Consider the following 13,481-nt stretch of genomic DNA (forward strand, 5'->3'; position numbering starts at 1 on the left):
TACTAAACTAAATTTTTATCAATTTTCTCATTCTTTATTCCAAAGTGGTGATGAATAATTAGGAAGTTCACCATTTTTAATTCTGCGTCTATTACTCCTAACCATGTATTCCAAACGATTAATAAACTCTGTTTTTGCCATTGAAAAATTGTCAAACTCAAATTTACGCCCTAAAATACTAGCTCTATCTGCCAACCCATAAATGAAATATTTTCCATTTTCATATTCAATACGCCATTGCCATTCCTCTCGATGTTCTTTTTCTGGATATAATAAAGAGTATCTCAGCGTTTGATATCCCAATGTTTCAATCTCCTGCTCAAGTTCCCATCGCTGTCTATTTAATTCTGTTTTATCCATCATTTAATCTCCTTTATTAAACTTAATTTTTCATACCAATTAACTGTAGTTCCCAGTTCTATTTGCGTTCCTCCACCTGACCCGAATACCTCAGCAATTGTTCCTTTTTGTGGATTAGCTATATCATCTAAACTAAAACCATAATTTTTCATTGCGTCATCTAACTCGTCTCTAATACTTGAAGGAAGATTATCATATGCTTTTCGTACTGTTTTTATATTTATGTCTTGAGTAAACTCATACTGATGGTATGTTTTTGCACTTTCTGGATAAGGAAGACCTCTTGAATTATAATCTAGTAGTTTTCCATTATCTACTGGACTTGTAAAGCGACCTCCCGTATTACCATATCTATCAATAATTTGTCCTTTTTTCAAATTAGCATCGTACTTAATCGCATTCCCAAATTTATCTACTATAAATCCATCAGCTTCTGGCCACTTAATATTTCCAAATTCGTCCAAATACTTAGAAGAACGTACCAGTTCTCCACTCGCTGATTTATATGCAATCTCTCCATTTTCTAGAATTGTTTTTTCAAGTTTAAACCCCTTATCAATCCCACTCGCTTTCTTACCACCCTCTACTTCACTTCCAACTTTCCCACTCTTCGGTTTCTTCATCGCCTTCACTGCTTTAGTAGCACCTTTAGCAATCAAATAATCACCCACAAAGGCTCCTGCTAAATAGGAAATTCCTTCGTTTTCATAAGTATCGGATAGCCCTTGTCCCATTCCTTCAAGGATACTAAAGGGATCTTGCCAAACTTTTTTTGCGAATTCTTTGGCATTTCCCATGCGCTTTTCTGCCCACTTAGGAATTTTCCCAGTAACTTTTCCGTAGACAAAAGCCGTTCCAGCTACGCTATATTCAACTGCTGTTTTAGCTAATCCTGCAACTCCCTTAACAGAGCTCCACATCCCTTTTACAAAATTGACAACCGCTCCGCGATTTTGCTTTTGGGCAGTTGCTAGTAATTTGGTTAGATTATAAATACAAAAAAGGGATGAATAAAATCCAATCCTTTACAATAAACACTATAAAGAAAGTCAATAGACCGCTAAGCTCTCCTAACGTCGCTATTGACTTTCTTTATTGGGCATGTCTGTTTGTTGGTGCCCGAGGAACTCACTAAATAGCTAGCACTTTGACTTGTTCCTCGAGCCTTTTCAGCATAACATGACCACCGTTTGCTTTAACATTTGAATTTGTTCTTTCAAACCTTCTCTACTCCCCCTCAGAATCTAGCAAAATAGCAGGTGAAAAACCTATCTTCTTCTCATTTAAAATTAAATCAAGTGGTAGATTTTATACTTTCATTGAGTTCTGCCCATTCATTATCTGAAAAGCTAGAAAAATCTAAGCCAATAATCTCACTGTCTTCATTTAGAAATAAAGATACATGGTTAGACATTTTTACAACAGAATCTATCTTTTCTTTATCTAATTTAAAATATAATTTTTTGTGTTCCCTAGATATTTTAAAACCAGATTCTTTAGTTATAATCGAATTTTCATCAAAAATATCTGTTTGGAGCACTGGATTTTTTTCTGTATACTCTCCAATAAATAAATTAGAATCTTCAATATCATTGATGGATGTGAATACTACTTCTACAATTTTCTGTGTAACAGAATTGATTTTAATCTCAACAAATGATTCATGTTCATTAACGAATCTATAATAATAAAATTCTCCCAAGCTATACTTATCATCATTTTCTGAAAATGATACTGTGATTGGGACATAATAGTCAACTTCTATATCATCTTTGACTAGTTTATCTTCATAACTTTTAATTTTCATTATTTACTCCTTTCATAGTTAAGGTAGATACACAGCATGTTTAATAACTGGTAATTGTCCTGCTTCTCTAGCCGGACTAAATATTAATTCCCAATTACCTATTATTATTTTAGTATTAAATTTTATCCCTGTAGAGGTAGCTTGCTCTACAGCACCTTGAAAACTCCTTAACAATTGTTGTTCGGTAAGTTTTTGTCCATGAGATAGATTTCGAGTTGAATATTCTACCATGTGCTTGGTTCCATTTGGATTCACCCACAACTTTTTCCCATTAGCATTTATTTCAAACGATTTAGGAATAGTAGTTCCTTCTCTTGGAGGTTGTGTACCTTTAATATCATCCCAGACTGTACCTGTAGACCCACTGGCTTTCTTACCACTCCCTACTTCACTTCCAACCTTCTCACTCTAAGGAATCACGTTGTTTTTGTATAATGCTTCCATCTCTTCGTACAGCAGTCTTGATGATTAATTTCTCGATTGATTATTTTAAACACTTTTTCACTTTTCAAATTTTTATTTAATATACAAAAAACAGTATTAATGATTGTTCACTCACAAATACCATTTCAATAACTTTATATTTTCTAGTTAAAATTATTGTACATCAAAGAAGCATTCAGAAAAATCATTTGATTTTTTGTACAATAGATTCAGCAAGTTTTTTTGTTAGATACTTCATTTTTTATTTTCTTGTTCAAGCCATTCTTTTCCCCAAAGAGAACAATCATACTCTGGATTCTCTTCATTTTTGACACTTATACGGTTTATTAAAATTCTCCCTTGCATAATATTAAGAAATTTATCAATTGCATCGAAAATATCACTAAATACATGTTTTCCTGCAATGCTTGCTCGGTCAGCTGTCATATATACTTCATATTTTCCATCAACAAACTCTATTCTAACTTGATACTCTTGCACATTAATATCTTCTCCTGCAAATATTGAATACCTTAATTTCTCATATCCTAATAGATTAATATCTTCTTCAATTAATGTCCTATACTGTTCTAATTTTTTAGTCATTTACTTTATCTCCTTTAATATTCCTAATTTTTCATACCAGCTAACAGATGTCCCAAACTTGATTTGTGTTCCACCACCGGAACCAAAAACTTCAGATATTATTCCTGATTGAGGGTTAGCCATATTTTCAAAATTGAAATTATAGTCACTCATTATCTTTCTTAATTTTTGTTGATCTAACACACTTAAATTATCAAATCCTTGCTGAATATTTTTTATATTAATATCTTTGACAACTTCATATTTATGATAATCCATTACACTTTCCGGATATGGTAATCCTCTAGTATCATAAACCAAAGGTTTTCCGTTCTCTAAAGGACTAGTAAAAGTTCCACCAGAATCTCCATATCTATCAATAATTTGTCCTTTTTTGATGTTCGCATCCTTCATTATTGCTTTTCCATTAACATCTGTTACAAATCCTTGCTCTTTAGGCCATTTTATATTTCCCATATCATCTAAATAATTTGGCGACCTTACTAAAGTACCATCTTTTGCTTTATACGCAATTTCTCCACTATCTAAAGTTATTTTTTGGGGTTTGAATTTACCTGTAACTCCACTCGCTTTCTTACCACTCCCTACTTCACTTCCAACTTTCCCACTCTTCGGCTTCTTCATCGCCTTCACTGCTTTAGTAGCACCTTTAGCAATCAAATAATCACCCACAAAGGCTCCTGCTAAGTAGGAAACTCCTTCGTTTTCATAAGTATCGGATAGCCCTTGTCCCATTCCTTCAAGGATACTAAAGGGATCTTGCCAAACTTTTTTTGCGAATTCTTTGGCATTTCCCATGCGCTTTTCTGCCCACTTGGGCATTTTTCCAGTAACTTTCCCGTAGATAAAAGCCGTTCCAGCTACGCTATATTCAACTGCTGTTTTAGCTAATCCTGCAACTCTCTTAACAGAGCTCCACATCCCTTTTACAAAATTGACAACCGCTCCGCGATTTTGCTTTTGGGTAGTTGCTAGTAATTTGGTTGGGTCATAAAAAAAAACAGGGATGAATAAAGTTCAATCCTTTACAATAGACACTACAAAGAAAGTCAATAGACTGCTAGGCTCTCCTAACGTCGCTATTGACTTTCTTTATTGGGCATGTGCCTTTATTAGTGCCTGAGGAACTCACGAAATAGCTAGTACCCTAGTTTGTCCCTTGAGCCTTTTCAGCATAACATGCCCACCGTTTGCTTTAACATTTGAATTTGTTCTTCCATACTTTTTCTACTTCACCCTCAGAATCTAGCAAAATAGCAGATTAAAAATCCAATTTTTTCATTTAGAGTATTACCCTAGCAGCATGTTTACTCTTAATCTGTATTCTTCATCTTTATCAATCTCAAAATTTTGATTACTTAATAATTGATTCAAAACATTAATATCCCAATTATAGGCTGATTGTTCCTCTTCGTTTAAGCCTTCGAGTTTAGATAGATTTTCTTGTCTCTCTAATAGATAATCTGGTATGAAATTTTCTTTTAAACTTAAAATTGAAAGATTTATCATAACTGATACGTAAACTTTATGACTTTTTTTCATCATTAATACAGAGTCTTCAAAAGTTGCGGCTATTGCTTGACTCGGACTAAACCCTTCATCTTCAATAAAATCTTCATAATCTTCTAAAGTTAATTCTTTTGCTTCTAAATAACTGATTTCGCTCATTTTTCCACCTACTTCGTAAATATATTAAGTTCTATATTTGGAAACTTTTTCCTAAATTCTAATATGACATTTGTACAGCTTTGACACGCTGGTAATTCTGTAAACAAATCTATCTTACCAGAAATATTTGGGTCTTTAATTTTAGATGCTATATCTTCCAAAATTTTAACCTCAGTATCATTATATCTTGGAAACTTATCTATGGTGTATGATTCAAAAATTCTATTTTCTGATGAAGGAGAAAAATTACCTAAATCAGCGCCTTTACTATTTGGACCATGAATTTTACTATGTGCCATAAACTCATCTGGTAAATCCTTTATTTTAACATCAGCAACAGCCATATTCCCCTGATTTTTCAACTTAGAATTTGGCATTTGGTTTCTAATATTATCAACCCTATTTTGGAAATTCTCAACTTTTTGTGCTTTGGTAAGTCCACTCGCTTTCTTACCACCTCCTACTTCACTTCCAACCTTCCCACTCTTCGGCTTCTTCATCGCCTTCACTGCTTTAGTAGCACCTTTAGCAATCAAATAATCACCCACAAAGGCTCCTGCTAAGTAGGAAACTCCTTCGTTTTCATAAGTATCGGATAGCCCTTGTCCCATTCCTTCAAGGATACTAAAGGGATCTTGCCAAACTTTTTTTGCGAATTCTTTGGCATTTCCCATGCGCTTTTCTGCCCACTTGGGCATTTTTCCAGTAACTTTCCCGTAGACAAAAGCCGTTCCAGCTACGCTATATTCAACTGCTGTTTTAGCTAATCCTGCAACTCCCTTAACAGAGCTCCACATCCCTTTTACAAAATTGACAACCGCTCCGCGATTTTGCTTTTGGGCAGTTGCTAGTAATTTGGCAGGATCCAGATAAGTCTCCATTTTTTCTTTAGCTGTTTTGACGTACTCATCATCCGTATTTTCAAAAGGAATCACGTTGTTTTTGTATAATGCTTCCATCTCTTCGTACAACGGCAGTAAGTTTTTTGTAAAGTACTGAATCATGTCTTTTTGCATGGAACGTGCGGTGGCTCCATTTGCTTTTTGGCGCTTAACCTTGTCCTTATCCGTTTCTAAAGGATTGTGGAATTCAAAAGGAATTCCTGGATAGGTTTGTTGGATGGTGGAGGTGGCGCTTTGAATTTGTTTTAGGTTAAACCAAATGTCGTTGCGACTCACACGAACTTGCGTACCTCGATTGTTTGGATGGATGTAAGTCTCCATATCTGTTGCATAGTTTGAAAAAATTGAATGCAGGGTTTGAATTTCTTTTTTTTGACCGGCTAATTGAGATTCAATCTTTTTGCGGCTTGCTTCTAATGCAATGAATGCTTCTCCGTCTTGACTGGCGAGCATTTGTTGATTTTGTTTAATTGTTTTTTCAATATCTGTCAGTGCCGTTAAATAGCTGTTCAGCTTACCGATTAATTCATCTAATGTTCCGTAATTAATGCGAATGTCTCGTTTCATTATCCCACCTCCTTAAGAAAATGTATAGTCGGAAAGGGAAGATTTAGCCTGTGTACACACACGGACCATTTGATTTGTGATTTCTTCCATCGTATCTCGTTCATAGGCATTTTCAAAATCCATTTCTGAAAAGTTTTTTTTGATCGCTTTGATACAATCATCAATTGCATCTCGTTGGGTTTCAACATAATTTAAACAATGGCTTCGACTTGCTCGCATTAGCTCTTTTCACCTGCCAATCGTTGATCTTCTTCCCTCATAGTTGTTACAGCTAAATCTAAGGCTTTGATATAACCTGTTAAATTTTTTTGTAGGGTAGGTGCTTTGGTGTCTTTCATACTGTTTAGTTGCTTTTGCATTTCAGTTGCAAAGTCTGAGTTAAACGAATCAAGGGCATTGGCCATCGATTCGATAAATTTTTGGTTGTACTCTGAAAAAACAGCTGAATCAGCCTTTAAATGATCTCGATTTTGTATAAGTACATCTGTGTCGTACAAAATTTTATCCGCCATTTGTAGCACTTCCTTTCACAGTTGCTTTCAAATCAGCTGCAATGCTTTTAGAAACGTACCCCATTGGCACAAAACGAGATGGTAAAAGCACTTCTCTGCGCATCACTTGAATAAATTCGTCCTCTTCAATTGTTGTGTAGCCCTCATGAATCACAGTCTCTACTAGTTCCGCTCCAAAATATAGTTTTGCATCTTCCTCCAGCTCTCCCATTGGGTATAAGACACCCCCATAAGGAATAAAGGTATTTATATCTTCCAATAGTAAAAAACGATCGGTGATTACAACTAAGATATCTGATTCTTCTGTTATATCAATTATTTTCTTGAAATGTTCTTTTTTTAAAGAGACAACCGTGCCTAGTGGAAGGGGCGTTAAAAGATAAGTACCAATGTAAGATAGAAAACGAAAAAAGACCTCATCTTTAAAAGATTCTGTAATTGCGTTATTAGTTAATAAATAATCGTTTTCTTTTTTTTCAACAGTAAACGTACCAAATTTTTCCGTATGATTGGTTTGCTGTTTTTGATAAAAATGGAATAGATTTTGATAGGTTGTTAATCGTCTTCCAATTCGTTTACCAAAAGTGAGAAGTGTTTTTTGATTGTATTTTTGAAAGTCTTCGTCTTCTTTTAGACAGGTTTCAAATAAAAATTCTTTTTCCAATTGTTTTTTTCCTTTCTTATTAAGTTATTATGGTATGTATTTATTTTATCATAACGTTATTTATTTTTAAATGTTTTTTTATTATTTAGCATTCTAAATAATTTGAATGTTATTCACCATAGTGTAATATAACAAAAAACCTCTACTTAACAATTGTTAAGTAGAGGTTAGAATTACATTATTAAGTTTTATTTAGTTCCAAACAAACGGTCACCAGCATCCCCTAATCCAGGAACGATATAGCCGTTTTCATCTAATTTTTCATCTAATGAGGCTACGTAGATATCCACATCAGGATGAGCTTCTTGTAAGGCTTTCACGCCTTCTGGAGCTGCTACTAGACAAACAAATTTAATGGTTGTTGCGCCACGACGTTTTAAGGCATCAATTGCCATAATCGCAGATCCTCCTGTTGCTAACATTGGATCAACTACTAGCATTTGACGTTCATTAATATCACTTGGAAGTTTTACAAAGTACTCAACTGGTTCTAATGAATCATGGTCACGGTATAGCCCGATATGACCAACTTTAGCTGCTGGAATCATTTGAAGCATTCCGTCAACCATTCCAAGACCGGCTCTTAAAATTGGAACGATGGCAACTTTTTTACCAGATAATTGTTTTTGAACAGATTTTACTAAAGGCGTTTCGATTTCAACATCTTCTAATGGCATATCTCTTGAAACTTCGTAAGCCATTAACATAGCTATTTCATTAACAACTTCCCTAAACACTTTTGTTCCTGTTTTTGTTTGGCGAATCATTGTTAACTTATGTTGAATCAACGGATGATCTAATACTTGGAATTTACCCATTTTTTTCAGCCCTCATTTTCTAAAAATTTTTTTAAACAATTCTATTGTAATTGAAATCACTGTATATAGCTAGTAAAACTTTGTGTTTTTGAGTTTTTTTTTGAAAAAAAGACCATTCAGAAAAACGAGGCTCTGAATGGTCTTGGCTTTTATTTTTCAGTTGGGTAAAGAGGATAGCGATCAGTCAAGGCACGTACCTCTTTACTGATTTCTTCCAGTTTACTAGTATCGTCTTTAGCTGTTAAGGCTGCTACGATTAATGAAGCGACTTCTTTTGAATCTTCTTCAAGGAACCCTCGTGTTGTAATGGCTGGTGTTCCAATTCGGATACCGCTTGTTTTAAATGGACTTAAGGTTTCGAAGGGAATGGTATTCTTATTTACAGTAATGCCTACGCTGTCTAGAATGGCTTCGGCTTCTTTACCGTTTAAACCAAAATTAGTGACATCTAAAAGCAATAAGTGATTGTCTGTTCCTTGACTAATCAAATGGCCCACAGAGCCGTTAAAAACAGATTCCATTGCTTTAGCATTTTTAATGATCTGAGTAGTATAAGCTTTGAAGCTTGGTTCCATTGCTTCTTTAAAGGCTACTGCTTTTCCGGCAATCACATGTTCTAATGGTCCACCTTGAATTCCTGGGAAAATAGCACTGTTTAAGGCTTTTCCGTATTGTTCCTTGGCTAAAATCAAACCGCCGCGAGGGCCACGTAAGGTTTTATGAGTGGTTGAGGTTACCACATCTGCGTAAGGAACTGGATTTTGATGATCTCCTGTTGCTACTAGTCCAGCAATATGAGCCATGTCGACCATTAAAAAGGCACCCACTTCATCAGCGATTTCTTTGAATTTTGCGAAATCAATGGCTCTTGAGTAGGCACTTGCTCCGGCAATAATCATTTTTGGTTTGCCTTCAAGGGCTTTCTTTTTAACTTCTTCGTAATCGATCATTTCCGTTTCTTTGTCGACGCCGTAAGCAATAAAGTGATAGGTTTTTCCGCTAAAGTTAACAGGTGAACCATGGGTTAAATGCCCACCATGGGTCAAATCCATCCCTAAAATAGTATCTCCTGGTTCTAGAAAGGCATTAAACACAGCCATATTCGCTTGTGAACCTGAGTGTGGTTGAACATTTGCGTATTCTGCACCGAATAGCTCTTTTACTCGATCTATTGCTAAATTTTCTACGATATCTATGTACTCACAGCCACCGTAATATCTTTTGCCAGGATAACCTTCTGCATACTTATTGGTTAAAATACTTCCTTGTGCTGCCATAACGGCTTTAGAAACAAAGTTTTCTGAAGCAATCAACTCAATATTGTGTTCTTGACGATCACGTTCTTGATCAATTGCGCCCCATAATTCACGATCAAATTCTTCAAAATTCAACTTCAACACTCCATCCCTTTTAAGTTGTCTTTAGTATAGCATTTTTTTTATGAGATTTCTCACTTTTTGCTTTAAAAGTTCGTTAAAAATATTTTTTTCCAGCAGATTTTTCTAATCGGTTCATATAAGCTTCACCAAAATCGTTACTAGGATAAGCTTCCGCTAAAATGACCGTTGCATCTGTATTTTCAAAAAAACGCAAACCCGCATATAGATAGTGAGAAGCATCTTTAATGTTCGTTTTTTCACCCAAAGAAAAAACAGCACTTACTTGATTTTGAAAATAGGAAATGCGTTCTTCATTTGCTAATAATCCCACTTTTTCGCCCAATGCAAGGTAATGGTTAATTGCTTCTTGCCATTTTGGGTTATCGCCATCTACAATGATGACTGGTTCTGCTGGAGAATAGTGTGTGTATTTCATGCCAGGAGCTTTTGGTGTTTCTTTTTCTCCAACTAAATGTTGATCAATAGAGATTGAGCCAATTACCTTTTCTATCTCCTCTTTAGTGATGCCTCCTGGTCGTAAAATCATAGGTTGTTCAGGATTTGTGATATCTAAAACAGTTGACTCTAAGCCTAGCCCAGTTTGTCCATCTTCTAAAATCCCAGCAATTTTCCCATTTAAATCGTGGTAAACATGTTCACTAGTGGTAGGGCTTGGGCGACCAGAAGTATTGGCACTTGGACCCACTAAGGGGGTATTTGCTTTTTTTATCAACTCAAGAGTTGCAGAATTATTTGGCATGCGGATTGCAACACTTGTTAAACCGGCTGTTACCGTAGGTGCAAAAACGCCCTCTTTTGCATTGAAAATTAACGTCAATGGACCTGGCCAAAAACAGTTCATCAGCTGTTGTGCAATTGTTGGAACTTCTTCAACTAAATCATTCAACTCTTTTTTTTCAGCGATATGAACGATTAAGGGATTGTCACTAGGACGTCCTTTTGCTAGATAAACTTGCTGTACAGCTTTTTCGTTCATCGCATCTGCGCCTAAGCCATAGACGGTTTCCGTTGGAAAAGCGACTAATTCTCCTGCTTTTAATAAGTCGGCAGCGTTTGAAATCTGATTTTTTTGAAATCGTTGAGTTTTCATTTAAACTCCTTCTTTCTAAATAAATTAAGGCAATTGGACAAAAATCATGCGATCATGCCCAGTTAAGTCTTTTTCGATTGTTACGTGACTTGCGGGGAAAGCTTCTTGGAATAGAGCAGCGACAGCTTTTCCTTGTTTAAACCCGATTTCTACTATAATTTGACCTTTTGGTTTCATTAAAGGAGGCAATTCTTTTGCTAATCGTTGGTAAATAGCTAACCCGTTTTCTTTGGCAAATAGTGCTAAATGTGGCTCATTTGTTAAGACGACTTCATCAACTAATGGTTTCTCCTCTTCTGAAATATAGGGAGGATTTGAAATAACGACATCAAATTGTTTTTTTGCAACAGGTTCCGTTAAATCTCCCTCTAAAAAGAGCACCTCTGCTTCAAGTAGTTTCGCGTTTTCTTTTGCAACAAGTAAGGCTTTTTTTGAAATATCAACGGCTGTTACACAATCTTGCGGACGTTCTTTTTTGACAGTAATGGCAATTGCTCCACTTCCTGTTCCGATATCTAAGACTGCTAAACGTTCTTTTTCAGGCTCATTCATTTTTAAAAATTTTTCGATAATTTCTTCTGTTTCAGGGCGAGGAATCAATGTATCTTTTGTCACTTTAAATTGGCGATCATAAAACCATTCGTAGCCTAAAATATGTTGCAGAGCCTCGCCATTAATGAGAGCATCCATATCTTTTTCAAGTTGTTTTTTTATTTCAGTTGAAATTTCAGTTTTGAAAGCAAGAATTAAGTCCGTTTTATTCCAGTTTAATCGTTCTAGCAACAGGCGTTCGCTTGCTCGTCCATCTAGCTGATGCTCTTCTAAAAAAGAAGAAGCCCAATGAAGGACTTCCTGATAAGTTTGGTTAATTGCCATTTTTCATTTGCTCCAGTTTTTCGGTTTGATCAAAGACCACTAATGCATCAATCACTTCATCTAGCTTTCCTGCTAAAATTTGATCTAATTTTTGAATTGTCAGCCCAATACGGTGATCAGTTACTCGGTTTTGTGGGAAATTATACGTTCGGATACGTTCGGAACGGTCCCCAGTACCAATCGCTGACTTGCGGTTGGCATCATACTCACTTTGAGCTTCTGTTTGCAACATATCGTATACACGTGCACGCAAAATTTTCATCGCTTTTTCTCTATTTTTAATTTGTGACCGCTCGTCCTGCATCGCAACTGCAATTCCCGTTGGCAAGTGAGTTAAACGTACTGCTGAAGCAGTTTTATTGACATGTTGCCCACCCGCTCCACTTGCGTGATAGATATCTGTACGAATGTCTTTATCGGCTATATCCAATTCAACTTCTTCTGCTTCTGGCATCACCACAACAGTTGCCGTTGAGGTGTGGATTCGTCCTTGTGACTCCGTTGATGGAACACGTTGAACTCGGTGAGCACCACTTTCATATTTTAATTTTGAAAAGACGTTGCTGCCTGAAATCATAAAGATAATCTCTTTATAACCACCGATTCCTGTGATATTCGCTTCCAGCACTTCGGTTTTCCAGCCTTGGCCTTCTGCATATTTTTGGTACATTCCAAATAAATCTCCTGCAAATAAGGCTGCTTCATCGCCACCAGCTGCGCCACGAATTTCCATGATAATATTTTTATCGTCATTTTCGTCTTTTGGCAATAGTAAAATTTTGATTTTTTCTTCAATTTGTTCTTTTTCTTTTTTTAAATCAGACAATTCTTCTTTGGCCATTTCAGCCATATCTGAATCTAGATTTTCTCCTAGCATTTCTTCTGTATCGGCAATATCGTTTACAACTACTTTATAACGACGGTAAACTTCAACAGTTTCGCGTAATTGTGATTCTTCTTTTGTTAATGCCATTAAGCGTTTTGTATCACTAATAACTTCTGGATCGCTTAATAATTCGCCAAGTTCTTCATAGCGACCTTCAACGCCTTGTAATTTATCAAACATTGTGTGGTAACACTCCTTTTAAGTTTTCTTTAATTGATTGGTGGGTGGTGATAGTGCTTTCGACAAACGGGAAAGTAGGCTTCGTTTCCGCCAATTTGAATCTGTTCGCCAGTATAAACAGGTTTTCCATCAACCATTCTCATGTTCATAATGGCTTTTTTATGACAATACCAACAAATCGTTTTCATTTCTTCGATTTTATCTGCATAAATCAATAGATATTGTGAGCCTTCAAACAGTTCATTTCTAAAATCATTTTTCAAGCCAAATGCCATGACTGGAATATCTAATTGATCGACAATATTCGCAAGCTCATGGACGTGTTTTTTGGTTAAAAATTGAGATTCATCAATCAGTACGCAGGCTGGTTTAAAGCCAATTGTTTCAATTTCGTTTAGAATGTTTGTATTGTCAAAGATAGGGATAGCTTCTCTACGAAGGCCAATTCGGCTTGAAACGATGCCAACTTCATCCCGATCATCTATTCCGCTAGTCATAATGACAACGGGTTTATTTTGTTCTTCATAGTTATGCGCTACTTTTAAAATCTCAATCGTCTTGCCACTGTTCATTGCGCCATACTTAAAAAAAAGTTGTGCCATGCTTATTTTCCACCCTTTTCTTTCTATAGGAATCCATCTAGCATTATACTGTAAAATGGTGAAGATTTCATCTTTTATTTATAAAAGCTTTTTCAAATAACCTCAAACGGAAAAACCTTT

Annotated in this window: 17 protein-coding genes; all 17 read right to left on the reverse strand. The window is 35.7% G+C overall.

Going from position 1 to position 13,481, the window contains the following annotated elements:
• Window positions 1-27 precede the first annotated feature (27 nt).
• Entirely contained in the window at window positions 28-360 is a 333-nt protein-coding gene (locus tag BR52_RS07635) for an Imm59 family immunity protein (RefSeq protein ID WP_051915663.1), read from the reverse strand.
• Window positions 360-1,280, reverse strand: a complete 921-nt coding sequence (locus tag BR52_RS12715) for a glycohydrolase toxin TNT-related protein (RefSeq protein WP_244266941.1) — start codon at window positions 1,278-1,280, stop codon at window positions 360-362. The genes BR52_RS07635 and BR52_RS12715 overlap by 1 nt, the downstream gene beginning before the upstream one ends.
• A gap of 374 nt (window positions 1,281-1,654) precedes the next feature.
• Window positions 1,655-2,167 carry a hypothetical protein gene (locus BR52_RS07645; protein ID WP_034571077.1) on the reverse strand — a complete coding sequence of 171 codons (513 nt, stop codon included), beginning with the start codon at window positions 2,165-2,167 and terminating at the stop codon, window positions 1,655-1,657.
• Between the two features lie 18 nt (window positions 2,168-2,185).
• Window positions 2,186-2,422 carry a hypothetical protein gene (locus tag BR52_RS12575; RefSeq protein WP_236707167.1) on the reverse strand — a complete coding sequence of 79 codons (237 nt, stop codon included), beginning with the start codon at window positions 2,420-2,422 and terminating at the stop codon, window positions 2,186-2,188.
• A 423-nt stretch (window positions 2,423-2,845) separates the two neighbouring features.
• Entirely contained in the window at window positions 2,846-3,196 is a 351-nt protein-coding gene (locus BR52_RS07655; RefSeq protein ID WP_034571080.1) for an Imm59 family immunity protein, read from the reverse strand.
• Window positions 3,197-4,117, reverse strand: coding sequence for a TNT domain-containing protein (locus BR52_RS13100; protein WP_236707166.1), 921 nt, complete (start codon window positions 4,115-4,117; stop codon window positions 3,197-3,199).
• 369 nt (window positions 4,118-4,486) lie between these two features.
• Window positions 4,487-4,864 carry a hypothetical protein gene (locus BR52_RS07665; protein ID WP_034571083.1) on the reverse strand — a complete coding sequence of 126 codons (378 nt, stop codon included), beginning with the start codon at window positions 4,862-4,864 and terminating at the stop codon, window positions 4,487-4,489.
• 8 nt (window positions 4,865-4,872) lie between these two features.
• Window positions 4,873-6,333 carry a deaminase domain-containing protein gene (locus BR52_RS13105; RefSeq protein ID WP_236707165.1) on the reverse strand — a complete coding sequence of 487 codons (1,461 nt, stop codon included), beginning with the start codon at window positions 6,331-6,333 and terminating at the stop codon, window positions 4,873-4,875.
• Between the two features lie 12 nt (window positions 6,334-6,345).
• A complete protein-coding gene (locus BR52_RS07675) occupies window positions 6,346-6,552 on the reverse strand; it encodes a hypothetical protein (RefSeq protein WP_034571086.1) in 207 nt (68 codons plus the stop codon).
• Complete coding sequence (locus BR52_RS07680) at window positions 6,552-6,845, reverse strand: hypothetical protein (protein ID WP_034571088.1); 294 nt, start codon at window positions 6,843-6,845, stop codon at window positions 6,552-6,554. The genes BR52_RS07675 and BR52_RS07680 overlap by 1 nt, the downstream gene beginning before the upstream one ends.
• Window positions 6,835-7,509, reverse strand: a complete 675-nt coding sequence (locus BR52_RS12580) for a DUF4176 domain-containing protein (RefSeq protein ID WP_051915665.1) — start codon at window positions 7,507-7,509, stop codon at window positions 6,835-6,837. Before BR52_RS12580 ends, BR52_RS07680 begins: the two co-directional genes overlap by 11 nt.
• Before the next feature lie 188 nt (window positions 7,510-7,697).
• The gene (gene upp, locus BR52_RS07690; RefSeq protein ID WP_034571091.1) at window positions 7,698-8,327 is read right to left on the reverse strand and encodes a uracil phosphoribosyltransferase; all 630 of its coding nucleotides are present in this window, start codon (window positions 8,325-8,327) and stop codon (window positions 7,698-7,700) included.
• Between the two features lie 149 nt (window positions 8,328-8,476).
• The gene (glyA, locus tag BR52_RS07695) at window positions 8,477-9,718 is read right to left on the reverse strand and encodes a serine hydroxymethyltransferase (protein WP_034571094.1); all 1,242 of its coding nucleotides are present in this window, start codon (window positions 9,716-9,718) and stop codon (window positions 8,477-8,479) included.
• 82 nt (window positions 9,719-9,800) lie between these two features.
• Window positions 9,801-10,817: an L-threonylcarbamoyladenylate synthase gene (locus tag BR52_RS07700; RefSeq protein ID WP_034571097.1), complete on the reverse strand. Its 1,017-nt coding sequence runs from the start codon at window positions 10,815-10,817 to the stop codon at window positions 9,801-9,803.
• 24 nt (window positions 10,818-10,841) lie between these two features.
• Entirely contained in the window at window positions 10,842-11,693 is an 852-nt protein-coding gene (prmC, locus tag BR52_RS07705; protein ID WP_051915666.1) for a peptide chain release factor N(5)-glutamine methyltransferase, read from the reverse strand.
• Window positions 11,683-12,759, reverse strand: a complete 1,077-nt coding sequence (gene prfA / locus BR52_RS07710; protein WP_034571099.1) for a peptide chain release factor 1 — start codon at window positions 12,757-12,759, stop codon at window positions 11,683-11,685. The genes prmC and prfA overlap by 11 nt, the downstream gene beginning before the upstream one ends.
• A gap of 29 nt (window positions 12,760-12,788) precedes the next feature.
• Window positions 12,789-13,361: a thymidine kinase gene (locus BR52_RS07715; protein ID WP_034571101.1), complete on the reverse strand. Its 573-nt coding sequence runs from the start codon at window positions 13,359-13,361 to the stop codon at window positions 12,789-12,791.
• Between the last annotated feature and the right edge of the window lie 120 nt (window positions 13,362-13,481).

The sequence above is a fragment of the Carnobacterium divergens DSM 20623 genome, assembly GCF_000744255.1.
Classification (GTDB): Bacteria; Bacillota; Bacilli; order Lactobacillales; family Carnobacteriaceae; genus Carnobacterium; species Carnobacterium divergens.